Annotated in this window: 12 protein-coding genes and 1 pseudogene; 8 read left to right on the top strand and 5 right to left on the bottom strand. The window is 72.1% G+C overall.

From position 1 onward, the window contains the following. Positions 1 to 261: 261 nt before the first annotated feature. Positions 262 to 1,650 (top strand): annotated as a pseudogene (locus ACFXBC_RS26935) (heavy metal translocating P-type ATPase); the annotation flags it as partial. A 135-nt stretch (positions 1,651 to 1,785) separates the two neighbouring features. Here the strand turns inward: ACFXBC_RS26935 and ACFXBC_RS26930 are convergent. Both ACFXBC_RS26930 and ACFXBC_RS26925 read right to left on the bottom strand, forming a co-directional pair. Next, positions 1,786 to 2,616, bottom strand: a complete 831-nt coding sequence (locus ACFXBC_RS26930; RefSeq protein WP_385029664.1) for an MBL fold metallo-hydrolase — start codon at positions 2,614 to 2,616, stop codon at positions 1,786 to 1,788. Between the two features lie 44 nt (positions 2,617 to 2,660). Continuing rightward, the gene (locus ACFXBC_RS26925) at positions 2,661 to 3,923 is read right to left on the bottom strand and encodes a PP2C family protein-serine/threonine phosphatase (protein WP_385029661.1); all 1,263 of its coding nucleotides are present in this window, start codon (positions 3,921 to 3,923) and stop codon (positions 2,661 to 2,663) included. A gap of 81 nt (positions 3,924 to 4,004) precedes the next feature. Here ACFXBC_RS26925 and ACFXBC_RS26920 point away from each other — a divergent pair, with 81 nt between their 5' ends. Genes ACFXBC_RS26920 through ACFXBC_RS26905 form a run of 4 tightly spaced genes read left to right on the top strand, consistent with a single transcriptional unit; the run spans position 4,005 to position 6,603 of the window. Beyond that, a complete protein-coding gene (locus ACFXBC_RS26920) occupies positions 4,005 to 4,583 on the top strand; it encodes a DUF5937 family protein (protein ID WP_385029658.1) in 579 nt (192 codons plus the stop codon). Then, on the top strand, positions 4,580 to 5,572 hold the full coding sequence (gene dhaK, locus ACFXBC_RS26915) for a dihydroxyacetone kinase subunit DhaK (RefSeq protein ID WP_385029655.1): 993 nt from the start codon (positions 4,580 to 4,582) through the stop codon (positions 5,570 to 5,572). Before ACFXBC_RS26920 ends, dhaK begins: the two co-directional genes overlap by 4 nt. A 33-nt stretch (positions 5,573 to 5,605) precedes the next feature. After that, a complete protein-coding gene (gene dhaL / locus ACFXBC_RS26910) occupies positions 5,606 to 6,202 on the top strand; it encodes a dihydroxyacetone kinase subunit DhaL (protein WP_385029652.1) in 597 nt (198 codons plus the stop codon). After that, positions 6,199 to 6,603, top strand: coding sequence for a PTS-dependent dihydroxyacetone kinase phosphotransferase subunit DhaM (locus ACFXBC_RS26905; RefSeq protein ID WP_385029649.1), 405 nt, complete (start codon positions 6,199 to 6,201; stop codon positions 6,601 to 6,603). The genes dhaL and ACFXBC_RS26905 overlap by 4 nt, the downstream gene beginning before the upstream one ends. 120 nt (positions 6,604 to 6,723) lie before the next feature. On the opposite strand, the gene ACFXBC_RS26900 is transcribed toward ACFXBC_RS26905, so the two are convergent. After that, positions 6,724 to 7,347, bottom strand: coding sequence for an LAETG motif-containing sortase-dependent surface protein (locus tag ACFXBC_RS26900; RefSeq protein ID WP_385029646.1), 624 nt, complete (start codon positions 7,345 to 7,347; stop codon positions 6,724 to 6,726). A 472-nt stretch (positions 7,348 to 7,819) separates the two neighbouring features. On the opposite strand from ACFXBC_RS26900, the gene ACFXBC_RS26895 reads away from it, so the two are divergent. Further along, positions 7,820 to 8,725 carry a family 16 glycosylhydrolase gene (locus ACFXBC_RS26895; RefSeq protein ID WP_385029643.1) on the top strand — a complete coding sequence of 302 codons (906 nt, stop codon included), beginning with the start codon at positions 7,820 to 7,822 and terminating at the stop codon, positions 8,723 to 8,725. A gap of 182 nt (positions 8,726 to 8,907) precedes the next feature. On the opposite strand, the gene glsA is transcribed toward ACFXBC_RS26895, so the two are convergent. Then, entirely contained in the window at positions 8,908 to 10,230 is a 1,323-nt protein-coding gene (gene glsA, locus ACFXBC_RS26890) for a glutaminase A (protein ID WP_385029640.1), read from the bottom strand. Between the two features lie 97 nt (positions 10,231 to 10,327). Between glsA and ACFXBC_RS26885 the strand changes: the two genes are divergently transcribed. Further along, a complete protein-coding gene (locus tag ACFXBC_RS26885) occupies positions 10,328 to 11,464 on the top strand; it encodes a chemotaxis protein (protein ID WP_385029637.1) in 1,137 nt (378 codons plus the stop codon). Positions 11,465 to 11,579: 115 nt separating this feature from the next. Here the strand turns inward: ACFXBC_RS26885 and ACFXBC_RS26880 are convergent, their stop codons facing one another. Next, positions 11,580 to 12,080: a DUF5709 domain-containing protein gene (locus tag ACFXBC_RS26880; protein ID WP_385029673.1), complete on the bottom strand. Its 501-nt coding sequence runs from the start codon at positions 12,078 to 12,080 to the stop codon at positions 11,580 to 11,582. A 472-nt stretch (positions 12,081 to 12,552) separates the two neighbouring features. Between ACFXBC_RS26880 and rho the strand changes: the two genes are divergently transcribed. Then, positions 12,553 to 13,701: a transcription termination factor Rho gene (gene rho, locus ACFXBC_RS26875; RefSeq protein ID WP_385029634.1), complete on the top strand. Its 1,149-nt coding sequence runs from the start codon at positions 12,553 to 12,555 to the stop codon at positions 13,699 to 13,701. Positions 13,702 to 13,712: the final 11 nt, after the last annotated feature.

Genomic DNA, 13,712 nt, shown 5'->3' with positions numbered 1-13,712 from the left:
GGCCCGGTCGTGGCGCACCGGAGCCGGGCGGCGGACCGGCCACCGGGCGGTGGGCGGGGGCCCCGGGGGCCCAGGTGCCCCACGCGCGGGGCGGCCCCGGCGGCGGGTTCCGCCGCGCGGGGGCCGGCGGGGGGGGGCCCCCCGCGACATGTCCGGTGTACACCAGTGACAGGCCGGCCCCGGGGCGCGGGGGGGGGGGGCGGCCACCGCTGCGGGGGGCCCCCCGGGGACATGCCCGCCCCCCCCGGCCCGGGGGCCGGGGGGGCGTCGGCCGTCGACGCGTCGACGCTGACCGGTGAGTCGGTACCGGTCGACGTGAAGGCGGGCGACACCGTCACCGGTGCCACCGTGAACGTCTCGGGCCGGCTGGTCGTCCAGACGACCCGGGTCGGCGCGGACACCCAGCTGGCCCGGATGGCGCGGCTGGTCGAGGAGGCCCAGAACGGCAAGGCCGAGGTACAGCGTCTGGCCGATCGGATCTCCGGGGTGTTCGTGCCCGTCGTCCTCCTCATCGCCCTGGGCACGCTGCTGGCCTGGCTGGTGACGACCGGGGACGCGACAGCCGCTTTCACCGCGGCCGTCGCCGTACTGATCATCGCCTGCCCGTGCGCCCTCGGCCTGGCCACACCGACCGCGCTGATGGTCGGTACGGGGCGCGGCGCGCAGCTGGGCATTCTGATCAAGGGCCCCGAGGTGCTGGAGTCCACCCGCCGGGTCGACACGGTCGTGCTCGACAAGACCGGCACCGTCACCACCGGGCGGATGACCCTCCTGGATGTCTTCCCGGTGCCGGGCGGCGACCGGGAGGAACTGCTGCGGCTGGCCGGCGCTCTGGAGCACGCGTCCGAGCACCCCATCGCCCAGGCCGTCGCGGCGGGAGCCGGAGAACTGGCAGGTCCGCTCCCCGTACCCGAGGAGTTCGAGAATGTCACGGGGCTCGGAGTGCAGGGCGTCGTCGACGGGCACGCGGTGCTCGTCGGCCGGGAGAAGCTGCTGGCCGAGTGGGCCATCGCGCTGCCGCCGGCACTCACGGAGGCGAAGGCCGCGGCGGAGGCGGAGGGCCGTACCGCGGTCGTCGTGGCCTGGGACGGGGAGGCCCGGGGCGTCCTCGGGGTCGCCGACGCCGTCAAGGAGACGAGCGCCGACGCGGTCGCCCAGCTGCGTGCGCTCGGCCTCACCCCGGTACTGCTGACCGGCGACAACAGGGCGGTGGCCGATTCGGTGGGCCGCGCCGTCGGTATCGACGAGATCATCGCCGAGGTGCTGCCCCAGGACAAGGTGGATGTCATCAAGCGCCTGCAGGGCGAAGGCCGTTCGGTGGCGATGGTCGGTGACGGCGTGAACGACGCGGCCGCACTCGCCACCGCCGATCTGGGCCTGGCGATGGGCACCGGGACGGACGCGGCCATCGAGGCCGGGGATCTGACGCTGGTCCGGGGCGATCTGCGCGTGGCGGCGGACGCGATCCGGCTCTCGCGCAGGACGCTCGGCACGATCAGGGGAAATCTGTTCTGGGCCTTCGGCTACAACGTAGCGGCTCTGCCCCTGGCCGCGGCGGGGATGCTCAACCCGATGATCGCGGGGGCCGCGATGGCCTTCTCCTCGGTCTTCGTGGTGACCAACAGCCTCCGGCTGCGCTCCTTCAGGTAGCCCGGGGACAAGCAGGAAGCCCGGCGGACACGCCGGGGGCGGCCCGGCGAAGACCCCCGGCCGCGGTCCCGGCGCCTTCCGGGCCGCGGCCGGGTGCGCCGCCCATCAGGGTGCCGCTTCCACGGCCGCGGCGCTTCAGTCCTCGTCACCCGCGGCCGGCCGTTCCCCGCGCAGCCGTGCGATGTAACGGTCGGCCGAGCGGCGGACGGCCGCGGCGCCGTCGCCGATCACCACGCGTCCCCACCAGCCTCCGTAGACGCGGTCGAAGGCGAAGCGCCCGACCCGGTGGGCGATGCGGTCCACGGTGTGCTCGTCGAGAGGGATGAAGTTGGGGAAACTCCACATGAAGCTGACCCAGCGCCGGTCCTGTACAACGGCGACGGTGTCACCGGTCAGCAGCGCACCCCGGCCGGCCGAGCCCGCGGGCCAGTGCAGCACCGAGGCGCCGTCGAAGTGGCCGCCGATCCGCGCCAGGGTGATCCCGGGGACAGGCTCGACCTCGTCGTCGAACAACTCGATGCGGGGCGAGGGCCGTTGGATCCACTGCCGGTCCGCGCGCGGGATCAGGACACGGGCGTCGAAAGCCTCGGCGAACTCGATGTGGGCGCCGTAGAAGTGCGGGTGGGACATACAGATCGCGTCGATCCCGCCCAGGCCGTCGATCTGCCGCTTCGCCTCGCCGTCGAGCAGCGGGACGCAGTCCCACAGCACATTGCCGTGCGGCGTACGGACGAGGAGCGCGCGCTGCCCGATCGCGACCGACGGGCGCACCCCGATGCCGACGAGATCCGGTTCCTCCTCCCGCAGTTCGTTGCTGTGGCCGCGGGCGAGTTCGCCCGTCGTGGTCCAGCGCTGTCCCTCCGGGCCGACGTACTGACGCTCGTCCTCGCAGACCGGGCAGTGCGCCGGCGGCTGTTCCGTGTCCGGGTACTGCACGGCACAGGTCAGACAGATCCAGGCAGGCATACGGCCGGTTCTCCTCTCCTTCGGCCCCCGGCGACGCCAGGGTCCTATGACGCGTCGCCCGCTTCGCGCACGGCGGCCAGGTCCTGGTGTCCGCTTTCGCCCTCGACGGTCCCGGGGCCCGGCTGTGCGGGCGGCCGCCATTCGATGAGCAGGATGGTGGCGTCGTCGCGGAGTGCGTCGCCCTGGCGTTCCAGGATGGAGTGGATCAGCTGCCGGAGCGCCTCGGACGCGAGCTCTCCCGCCGATGTGGCGCGGATGATGGAGCCGGTGAACCCGGTCAGCCCGAACTCGGCGCCGTCGTCGATACGGGCTTCGGTCACGCCGTCGGTGTAGAGCAGCACCCGGTCGCCCGGCTCCAGCGTGGTCCGGTGCACCTCGCGGGCGATGCCCGCCAGTTTGGCCGGCATACCCAGCGGAGGCTCGCCCGCACGCTCCAGCGCCTGGTCGAGCACCTGCTGGTCCCGGATCAGCAAGGGCGGCGGGTGACCGCAGTTGACCCAGGTCAGGACACCCGTGGACAGCTCAAGACGTACCGCGATACCGGTGCAGAACTGGTCCGGCAGCCAGGCGGCGAGCGCGTCGTCGACGGCACCGACACACTCCCGCAGGCCGGCGTCACTGCGGCGGGAGCTCCTGAAGCCCGCCATGGCGATCGCGGTCGTCAGCCCGGACGCGAGGTTGTGGCCCATGGCGTCGAGGATCACGGCGTGCAGTGCCGACTCGGTCAGCGAGTGGTCGAAGGCGTCTCCGCCGAGCTCATAGGCGGGTTCGAGTACCGCGGTGGAGACCGCCCGTTCGTTGCCGATGGTGCGCGGCGGCAGCAGGGTGCGCACCATCTCGGCCGGGAGGGTCATCGTGCCGCTGCGCGCCCGCTGCACGAGCCGGTCGCTGAAAGCACGTTTGGAGGTGATGACCATCGCGAGGATCGAGGCCAGCGCCCGGCAGCGGTCCAGGAGCGCGCTGTCCAGCGAGTCCATGTGCACGCCCATGACGCCCAGCCGCTCCACGCCGTCGACGAGGGGAAGCCAGGCAACCAGCACACCGTCGGCGGTCGCTTCCATCCGCAGGTCGAGCGCGCGGTAGGCGCGGCCCGCCCTGGAACGTTCCACGGAGAGCTGCTCTCCGCCGGAGAGGGGCGTCAGATGCCGCTGCTGGAGGTCGACCAGGTAGATGACGGCTTTACGGACACCGACCCCCACGGCGTAGCTGTCGACCAGGGACGGCAGCCCCGTCGGCTCCGTGATGTGCACCGCGGCCAGGAATTCCTGGAGCAGCCGCTCCCCCTGTCCCACACCCGGAACGCTCATCCCCGGCATCCCGGCGGCCATCCGGGCCGGGCGCCGCCCCGGGCCACCGGAGGCGGGGCGGGGGGAGCTGGTACGCGGAACATGGGGTCCTCCACGGGAGGCGGGGCCGGGGACCGGTCGCCGGCGGTCCGGCGCGAGCAGCCACGGGGCCTGCTGCCCTCCAGCCAAGTGCCCGTGCGTGCGTCGGCGCCATCCGGCTGGACCATACGGCGGACGGTTCCGCCCGCGGTGGGGGGGGCGGGGACCAGCCGGAGGGCCTCCCCCGCTACTTCAGGCCGTCCCCGCGGCGATCGAAGCGGGGACGGCTTCCTCCCCAGCGTCTTCGGCCGCCCGCACCTGATGGCGGCCCACCCGCCCGGGTGGCGGCCGGTGGTGCAGTACCGCCGCCGAGTCCGGTCATGGACCCGTGAACGTTCAGCAGGCGGCGCCAAGGCAGACCTCAGGCGAACGGCCGTGATTGCGGCACGCGCCGACGGCGCCACCGACAGCTTTCCTGGGCGACTCATGTCGGTGAGGCGTGACCTTCGGGGGCAGCCGTTCGATACTGACCCGCCGGGCAGCGCCCGGCCCGCCGGGACCGGCTACCGTCCGAACCCGGCTTGCGCTGTCACAACGCAGGTCAGCGCCCGAACTGCCCGCCTCACCAGGAGGTACTTATGAACATGCTGATCAATGTCCCGGAAACCGTCGTCGCGGACGCCCTGCGCGGAATGGCCGCCGCCCATCCGGAGCTCTCCGTAGACGTCGAGAACCGGGTGATCGTACGGCGTGACGCGCCGGTGGCCGGAAAGGTCGCGCTGGTATCGGGCGGCGGGTCCGGGCACGAGCCGCTGCACGGCGGGTTCGTCGGGCGGGGCATGCTCTCCGCCGCCTGTCCCGGTGAAGTGTTCACCTCGCCGGTCCCCGATCAGATGGTGCGGGCCGCGGCAGCCGTCGACAGCGGTGCGGGCGTGCTGTTCGTCGTGAAGAACTACACCGGTGACGTGCTCAACTTCGACATGGCGGCCGAGCTCGCGGAGGATGAGGGCGTCCAGGTCGCCAAAGTGCTGGTCAACGATGACGTGGCGGTGAGCGACAGTACGTTCACCGCGGGCCGGCGCGGCACGGGGGCCACTCTCTTCGTGGAGAAGCTGGCGGGGGCGGCGGCCGACGAGGGCGCGCCGCTGGAGCGGGTCGAGGCCATCGCCCGTCAAGTATGCGGGAGCGCACGGTCCTTCGGGGTCGCCCTGACCGCGTGCAGTACGCCGGCCAAGGGCGGCCCCACCTTCGACCTGCCGCCGGGACAGCTGGAGTTGGGCGTCGGGATCCACGGTGAGCCGGGGCGCGAGCGGCGGGGGATGATGACCTCGCGGGAGATCGCCGACTACGCGGTGGACGCGGTCCTGGAGGACCTGCGGCCGGAGCTCCCGGTGATCGCGCTGGTGAACGGCGCCGGGGGAACTCCCCTGCTGGAGCTGTACGGCTTCAATGCCGAGGTGCACCGCGTGCTGGCCGAGCGTGGGGTGCCCGTGGCCCGTACGCTCGTGGGGAACTATGTGACCTCGCTCGACATGGCAGGCTGTTCGGTGACGCTCTGCCAGGTGGACGAGGAGCTGCTGCGGTTGTGGGACGCGCCGGTGAGCACCGCCGCGCTGCGCTGGGGCTGCTGACCGTCCCGTGCACCGACTCACCAAGGAGGACCTGTGCTCGACGCCGAATTCTTCCGCCGCTGGATGGCCGGGGCGGCCGCAGCCGTCGACCGGGAGGCGGACCGGCTGACCGAGTTGGACTCGGCCATCGGCGACGCCGACCACGGCAGCAATCTGCGGCGGGGATTCGCCGCCGTGCGGGACGCACTGGAGAAGGAGGACCCACAGACGCCCGGTGCGGTCCTCGCGCTGGCCGGACGGCAGCTCATCTCCACGGTCGGAGGGGCGTCGGGGCCCCTGTACGGGACGCTGCTGCGCCGTACCGGAAAGGCGCTCGGCGACAGCCCGTCCGTGGACAGGGAGCAGCTGGCCGCGGCGTTGAAGGCCGGGACCGAGGCAGTGGGCCGGCTCGGCGGGGCCGCGGCGGGCGACAAGACGATGCTCGACGCGCTGCTGCCGGCCGCCGACGCGCTCGGGGAGTCCTTCGCCGCCGCGGCGGAGGCAGCGGACGCCGGCGCGCTCGCGACCGTACCGATGCTGGCGCGCAAGGGCCGGGCGAGCTATCTCGGTGAGCGCAGCGTCGGCCACCAGGATCCGGGGGCCACCTCGTCGGCACTGCTGTTCACCACCCTGGCGGAGGCCGCCGCATGAGCGCGCTGGTGGGGATCGTCCTGGTGTCGCACAGCGCACCGGTCGCTGCGGCCGTGGCGGAGCTGGCCACCGGACTGACGGGCGGGGCGACGACGGCGCCGGTCGCCGCCGCCGGCGGCACACCGGACGGCGGGCTCGGTACCAGCTCGGAGCTGGTCTCGGCGGCGGCCGCCGAGGTGGACCGGGGCGCGGGCGTCGCGGTCCTCGTCGATCTCGGCAGTGCGGTGCTGACCGTGAAGGCGCTGCTGGCCGAGGGTGACGAACTGCCCGAAGACACCCGGCTCGTGGACGCGCCGTTCCTGGAGGGTGCGGTGGCCGCCATGGTGACCGCTTCGGCGGGCGGCGATCTGGACGCGGTGGAGGCCGCGGCCGTGGAGGCGTACGACTACCGGAAAGTCTGAGGGCCGCGCCCTCCGAGGACGCTGTTGGTTCCCTCCGAAGTCCTGCCCCTCCCCCGCACACAGAACTGCCGGCGTCCCGCTCAGGGGCGCCGGCAGTCGTGCTGGAGCAGTTCCGGTGGATCAGTTCTGGCTGCTGCGGCGCTTGCGCGCGGCGAACATGATGCCGCCACCGGCGAGGATGACGACAGCGGCCGCACCCGCGATGAGCGGCGTGGCGCTGGAGGAGCCGGTCTCCGCCAGGTCCGACGGCGCACTGGCGCCCGGAGACGGCGCGGGGGCCGCGGCGGCCGGGCTGCTGGGGGCGGAGCTCGGGCTCTTGGCCGGGGCGGGGGCCTCGGAGCTGGGGGCCTGCGCCGGGGTCGTGGCGGGCGGCGCCGAGGGGGGCGGTGTGTCGCAGACGGGCGCCGTCTTCGTGTCGTCCTTCGAGAACCGGTCCCCGTCGCCCGCCTTCACTGCGAGGTGCACGGTGAGCGGCTTGCTGTGCTCGCCCAGCGGCAGCGTCTTGCTGAACGACGAGCCGAACTTCTCGGCGGGAAGGATGTCCTTCCCGTCCACGCTGACGGTCACGGTGTTGGTGACGCCCGCGTTGTACGCCGTCAGGTCAAGGGTGACCTCGGAGCACGAAACGCTCCACGTCGGAGTGTGCGCCTGAGCCGGGACAGCACACAGACCGACGCCGACCACACTCGCCGCTGCGGCTATGAAGGCCCCCCGGAGCCGCCACGATCCATTGGAAACGGTCACAAAATCCTCCACACTTGCTGAGCCGCCCGTTTGGCGGTGCGCGCGCAGGGTACCGCTACGGCACCACGGCTCACACAGGCGCCCCGTACTTCACTCGGGCACCAACGAAAGCTGTTCTCCGGCCAGTTGGTGCAGGGGATTCCTGGGCTCTTTCGCCCCGGGGGCATTCCCTACGCGTCCAGACGGGCTGTCAGGCCCTGACGGGCTGGAATCCTTTCACCTTCCGAACACGCAACTCGGACACATATCCCTTTTCACTTCCATGCGTTCAGACATGAATTCACCTTTCCACCGGGTGGTACAGACCAAGACCTTGACAGCGGGTTGGTTCACTTCTTAAATCTCGAAGTGAACCGCGCGCCCCCCACCCCGGTCGCCGCATTCCACGGGCGACCTCGTTGCGCATGTCTGTCATATCCATGTCAAACATGCCCATTCAGTGCACCTGATCCGTGCACCGGAAGGGAGAACCATGGCCTCCACACGCCTGACCCGGCGGCTCCTCGTCGCCACCGCGTCCGCCCTGCTCCTCGCCCCGGTCATCGCCTCCACCGCGAGCGCCGACAACCCCTCCCCCACCGGCCGTACGGCGGCGAAGGCGGCAGCGTCGACCTTCTCCGACACCTTCGACGGGCCGGCCGGTTCCGCTGTCGACGGCAGCAAGTGGCAGACGGAGACCGGCGACAACGTCGACAACCACGAACGCGAGTACTACACACCGGGCACGAACAACGCCTCGCTGGACGGTCAGGGCCATCTGGTCATCACGGCGCGCAAGGAGAACCCCGGCAACTACCAGTGCTGGTACGGCTCGTGCCAGTACACGTCGGCGCGGCTGAACACCTCGGGCAAGTTCTCGGCCGCCTACGGCCATGTCGAGGCCCGGATGAAGATCCCCAAGGGGCAGGGCATGTGGCCCGCCTTCTGGATGCTGGGTGACGACATCGGGCAGGTCGGCTGGCCCAACTCCGGTGAGATCGACGTGATGGAGAACGTCGGCTTCGAACCGTCGACCGTCCACGGCACCATCCACGGACCGGGCTACTCCGGTTCCGCGGGCATCGGGGCCCCGTACACGCTCCCGGGTGGTGGGGCGTTCTCCGACGACTTCCACACCTTCGCCGTCGACTGGGCGCCCGACTCCATCAAATGGTCCGTGGACGGGACCGTGTACCAGACCCGTACGCCCGCCGATGTGGGCGGCAACCAGTGGGTGTTCAACAAGCCCTTCTTCCTGATCCTCAACCTGGCCGTCGGCGGAGACTGGCCCGGCGACCCGGACGGCAACACCGCCTTCCCGCAGCAGCTGGTCGTCGACGATGTGCAGGTCACCACCAGCAACGCCGCGCCCGCGGCCAAGGCTGCCGGGCAGCACTGAGGCGCCCCGCAGGGCAGGGAGGATACGGCCGGCCCGGCAGCCTTGAGCCGCCGTACGCAGGGGCGGACCCGTGACCACCCGGTCCGCCCCTACGGTACGCCCGGCTCCCGGCAGTGCCCCGAAAAAATCGCCCCACCGCGGACCAGGCCGGGCCGTCCGGCAGCCGCAGCGGCCGGAGTTCCTCAGTCCGGACCGGGACGGGTGCCGTCCCTGCCTCCCCCGGACCGTCCCTTCTCGCACCAGGCCACAGCCTCCTCGCGGGACGGGAACCGCCGCCAGGGCGTCAGCCGCGCCCCGGACGGGGCCCGCGGATCGACCACGACGGCCACCCGGTGCCCCTCCTCCTCCAGCCGGGTCAGGGCCGAGGCCAGGACCGAAGCGCCCGAGGGTTCGATGCTGGTGACGTCGAGGAGGTCGAGCACCACCCAGCCGCCGGACTCCGGGGCCACTTCGGACAGCCCGTGGAGCAGCCGTTCGGCCGCGGTGAAGTCCAGCGCGCCCTGTGCGGCGACCAGTCCCGTCCGCGTTCCGTGGTCCGCCTCCGTGATGGTGGGGGCGGACAGCGTGGGATGGCGCATCAGATGGAGCCCGAACCGCTCGGACAGCTCCCGCAGCGCCTCGATACCGCGCACCGGGGTGCCGGTGGCGTCGAGGGGCGGGCTGTGGACGGCGACCCCGAACCTGGCCGGGCTCACGGCGATCAGCCCGCCGGAGACCCCGCTCTTCGCGGGCAGGCCCACCCGCAGCAGCCACGCACCAGAGGCGTCGTACATCCCGCAGGACGCCATCACGGCGAGGACCTGACAGGCGACGGTCTCGGACACCACCGTCGCACCGGTCACCGGATTGACTCCGCCGTTGGCCAGGGTCGCCGCCATCACCGCGAGATCGCCGGTGGTGACCCGTACCGCGCACTGCCGGAAGTACGTGTCCACGACCGAGGGCGGTCCGGGCAGCGCCCCGAGGCTGCTCATCAGATACGCCAGCGCACGGTTGCGGTCACCGGTCTCGGCCTCCGACGCGTACACCGCCTCGTCGACGTCGAGCCGGCGGCCCGCGAAACGGCTCAGGCAGTCCAGGATCCGTTCGAACCGCTCCTCGTCGGTGGCGCCGGGCACCAGGGCCGTGGTCGCGATGGCCCCCGCGTTGATCATCGCGTTGTCCGGCCGCCCGGTGTCCGGCTCCAGGCTGATCGCGTTGAACCCCTCGCCGCTCGGCTCCGTCCCCACCCAACGCGTCACTTCGTCCAGCCCGAGCAGCGAGAGGACGAGCGCGTAGACGAACGGCTTCGACACCGACTGGACGGTGAACGGCAGTTCCGCGTCGCCCGCCTCGTACCGGTGCCCGTACATGCTCACCAGCGAGAGCCCGAACGTGCCGGGGTCCGCGAGTGCCAGCTGCGGGATGTAGTCGGCGACCGCGCCGTCCCGCAGTGCGCCGAGCCGGTCGTGGAGCTCGGCCAGGGATTCCGTCACCACGTCGAGTACCGGGCTGTCCTTCGCCATGCGGAATGCTAATCACGGATGGCGGCGGGCCGCGTCCGGATGCAGCCGTGCGGCGGCTGGTGGATCGTGAAGGGGCACCAGAACCAGAAAGGGAGTCATGGAAACCAACGCTCTGACGCCTGCGGTCCTGCAGAGCCTGCGCAAGAAGCAGCCCCGCCCGGTGGTGTCCGTCAGTATGCCGACGCACCGGCGCGAGCCGGACAACGCCCAGGACGCGGTACGGCTGCGCAATCTCGTGGCCGAGGCGGGCCGCCGGATCGACGCCTGCCCCGACTCCGGCGAGCCGCTGTCGCGGGAGGTACGGGCCGGTCTCCGGGCCCAGCTCGACCGGGCACACGCGGCGGTCGATCTGCGGTACTCCCTGGACGGCCTGGTGATCTTCGCGAGTACCGACGCGTACCAGACCTGGGAGCTGCCCAGGGAGGTCCCGGAGCGTGTGGTGATCAGCGACAGCTATCTCACCAGGAATCTGGTCGCCGCACGGGCCCGCGCCACCCCCTACTGGGTGCTCGTCGTCGCGGCGAACCGCGCCACGCTCTGGCACGGGACCCAGGAGGCGGTGCGCGAGTACACGGGCAACAGCTTCCCGCTCACCCCGGACGAGGTGCAGACCGATGTGGAGCGCGAGGAACGCATCGGCGACACGGCCAGCACCTTCCGGGACGAGGAGACCCGGCGGTTCTTCCGTGACGTGGACAGCGCGCTCGCCGCGGTACTCGCCGCCACCCCCCGGCCGCTCTACGTGGTGGGGCTCGCTCCGGCCCTGAGCCTTCTGGAGGACGTGGGGACCGCGACCCGCGACGCGGCAGCCAGGATCACCACGGGCGGCCTGGTCAACGGTCCGGGGCCCCAGCTGCTCAAGGAGCTCGGACCGAGCCTGCGCGAGTCCCGGGAGCGGACCGCCCGGCGGACCGCTGACCGGCTGGACGCGGCGCGCGGCAGGCGGACCTTCGCGGCGGGGCTCGACGAGGTGTGGGAGTCGGTGCGGGAGGGGCGTGTCGCCCTGGTGGCCGTCGAGGAGAACTTCCAGCGGACCGTACGGGTGAAGGAGGGCCATCTGGTCCCCGTCGGCCCGGAGGAACCCCAGGTGCCCGCCACCGACGGTGAGACCGTCCGCGAGGACATCGTCGACGAGCTCGTGGAGCTGGCCCTCGACACCGGGGCCGAGGTCGTCTTCGTCCCCGACGGCACGCTCGGCGACCATGACCGGATCGCGGCGGATCTGCGCTACTGACTCATGACCCACTGCTGACTCCCGGCGGGCGCACCTCCGGGCCCCAAGCCCCGGGACGCGGGGTCCCCGCCGCAGGTCTCAGCCGGTCTCAGTCTCAAGCCAGTCCCAGCCGGTCTCAGTCACCGGCCGGGAGCCGCCCCGGAGCCTCGGCCTGCGGCTCGCCCACCAGGTGCACGGCGGCCTCCTCGGCGGAGGCCGCTCCGCCGTCGACGCCCACGTCCTCGGCGAGCATGTCCTTCTCGGCCTCCTCGTGCGCCCCTTCGTCCGGTGCCACCAGCCGCCCCGAGCGGTCGTCGCCGACCTCGTCGTCCAGCGGCTCACCGTCGCTGTCGGACGCGTCGCCGATACCGTCGCCGCCCGGTGCGCGGAGCAGCGCGGGGTCGGGCACTTCCTCGGCCAGGCGCTGGTCCAGCGTCTCGCCCTCCTCCTGCTCCTCCTGCGTGGTGCCCGCGTGGTCGACACCCAGCGGCCGTTCCGGCGGGGACCACCCCTCGTCGTACGGGTCGGACGCACGGCCGGTCAGAGTGTCCTCGCGGTCGAGAATGCCCGAGTCATCGGTGACCTCACTGCCGTCCGGCTGATAGACGTCGTCACCCCTGGCCTCTTCCGCTCCCATCGCCACGGTGTGCTCCTCCGTCCGTCCCTCGGTGCGTCCGTTCGTGCCTCCGGGCCGCTCGCCCGCAGAACCGCCCCGTCCTTCCAGCGTGCTCGCATATCCGTGTCACGACAACGCCGCAGGTCCCGGACGGCCCAGTGCGGGCTCCGGCCTGGGTGGGCAGCAGCCCATACGGCCGGGCGGCACTGTACGGGATATGTGGTACGGTGCCATCAGCACTTGTGTACGCCCCTTCGATGGGCGCCGGTGCCAGTTCGCATCAGTACCGCATATCGCGCCAGTACCGCTTATTGCGTACCGCGTTCTTCTGCTGCCGCGCCTTTCCTCTCATGATCGGCGATTCGGCTCACCAGCACCACCTCTCCCGGCCCTGGGCCCTGCGGCCCTCCGCACGGGGCGTGACGAAGCACCGCCCCCGCCGGGTCTCTTGTCCGCATGTCCGCGAGACGGCATGCCCGCGAAAGGATTCGCCATGACCACCACACTCGAACGCCCGCCTGCCCAGCAGGAACTGTCCGTCGCCGCCTCCGGTGTCCTCGATGTCACCGGACGGGGGCACGGCCTGCTGCGTACCCACGTGAGGCCGGGCTCCCGCCCGTCGCCCGACGATGTCCAGGTGACGGCTGCTCAGGTCCGCCAGTTCGGCCTGCGTGCAGGTGACTTCGTCGAAGGAACCTGCCCGCGTCCCGGCGCCCCCGCCCGGGTCGACCGGGTCAACGGCCGACCGCCCGAGGCCCTTCGGGGCCGTCGGCACTTCCGCGACCTGACACCCCTGCACCCCCGCGAGCGGCTGCGCCTGGAGACTGCGGGCGGCCCCGCGGCCACTCGCCTCGTGGACCTGGTCGCCCCGGTCGGCAAGGGCCAGCGCGGTCTGATCGTCGCGCCGCCCAGGACCGGAAAGACCGTACTGCTGCAGCAGTTGGCCGCCGCCGTCGCTCAGAACCATCCGGAGTGCCATCTGATGGTGGTGCTGCTCGACGAACGGCCCGAGGAGGTCACCGACATGCGCCGCTCGGTACGGGGCGACGTTCTCGCATCGACCTTCGACCGGCCGGCGAAGGAGCACATCGCCCTCGCCGACCTGGCCGTGGAGCGTGCCAAGCGCCTTGTCGAACAGGGCGAGGACGTCGTCATCCTGCTGGACTCACTGACCAGGCTCTGCCGGGCCCACAACAACGCGGCGGCCTCGGGCGGCCGTACCCTCTCGGGCGGTGTCGACGCCTCGGCGGTGCAGGGCCCCAAGCGGCTCTTCGGCGCCGCGCGCCTCGCCGAGGAGGGCGGCTCGCTGACCATCCTCGCGACCGCGCTGGTCGACACCGGCTCCCGCGCCGACGACTACTTCTTCGAGGAGCTGAAGAGCACCGGCAACATGGAGCTGCGGCTGGACCGCGCCCTGGCCGACCGGCGTGTCTTCCCGGCCGTCGACATCACCCCTTCGGGCACCCGGCACGAGGAACTGCTGCTCAGCGATGACGAGTTGACCGCCGTACAGGCCCTGCGCAGGGCGCTGCGCTCGCGCGACGGGCAGACCACACTCGAAGCGCTGCTCGACAGGATCCGGCACACCCCCGACAACGCCGCCTTCCTGCGCCGGATCCACTCCACGGTCCCCGGCGCCTGACCTCCGGCGCA

The organism is Streptomyces sp. NPDC059398 (assembly GCF_042751845.1).
GTDB lineage: Bacteria > Actinomycetota > Actinomycetes > Streptomycetales > Streptomycetaceae > Streptomyces.
This window is presented reverse-complemented; position numbering and strand designations above follow the sequence as displayed.

Coding starts and splice junctions, on each gene's coding strand:
- ACFXBC_RS26930 (WP_385029664.1), bottom strand. CDS start 2,616: ATGCCTGCCTGGATCTGTCTGACCTGTGCCGTGCAGTACCCGGACACG.
- ACFXBC_RS26905 (WP_385029649.1), top strand. CDS start 6,199: ATGAGCGCGCTGGTGGGGATCGTCCTGGTGTCGCACAGCGCACCGGTC.
- rho (WP_385029634.1), top strand. CDS start 12,553: ATGACCACCACACTCGAACGCCCGCCTGCCCAGCAGGAACTGTCCGTC.
- ACFXBC_RS26895 (WP_385029643.1), top strand. CDS start 7,820: ATGGCCTCCACACGCCTGACCCGGCGGCTCCTCGTCGCCACCGCGTCC.
- ACFXBC_RS26925 (WP_385029661.1), bottom strand. CDS start 3,923: ATGAGCGTTCCGGGTGTGGGACAGGGGGAGCGGCTGCTCCAGGAATTC.
- ACFXBC_RS26880 (WP_385029673.1), bottom strand. CDS start 12,080: ATGGGAGCGGAAGAGGCCAGGGGTGACGACGTCTATCAGCCGGACGGC.
- glsA (WP_385029640.1), bottom strand. CDS start 10,230: ATGGCGAAGGACAGCCCGGTACTCGACGTGGTGACGGAATCCCTGGCC.
- ACFXBC_RS26920 (WP_385029658.1), top strand. CDS start 4,005: ATGGGGTCCTCCACGGGAGGCGGGGCCGGGGACCGGTCGCCGGCGGTC.
- ACFXBC_RS26885 (WP_385029637.1), top strand. CDS start 10,328: ATGGAAACCAACGCTCTGACGCCTGCGGTCCTGCAGAGCCTGCGCAAG.
- dhaK (WP_385029655.1), top strand. CDS start 4,580: ATGAACATGCTGATCAATGTCCCGGAAACCGTCGTCGCGGACGCCCTG.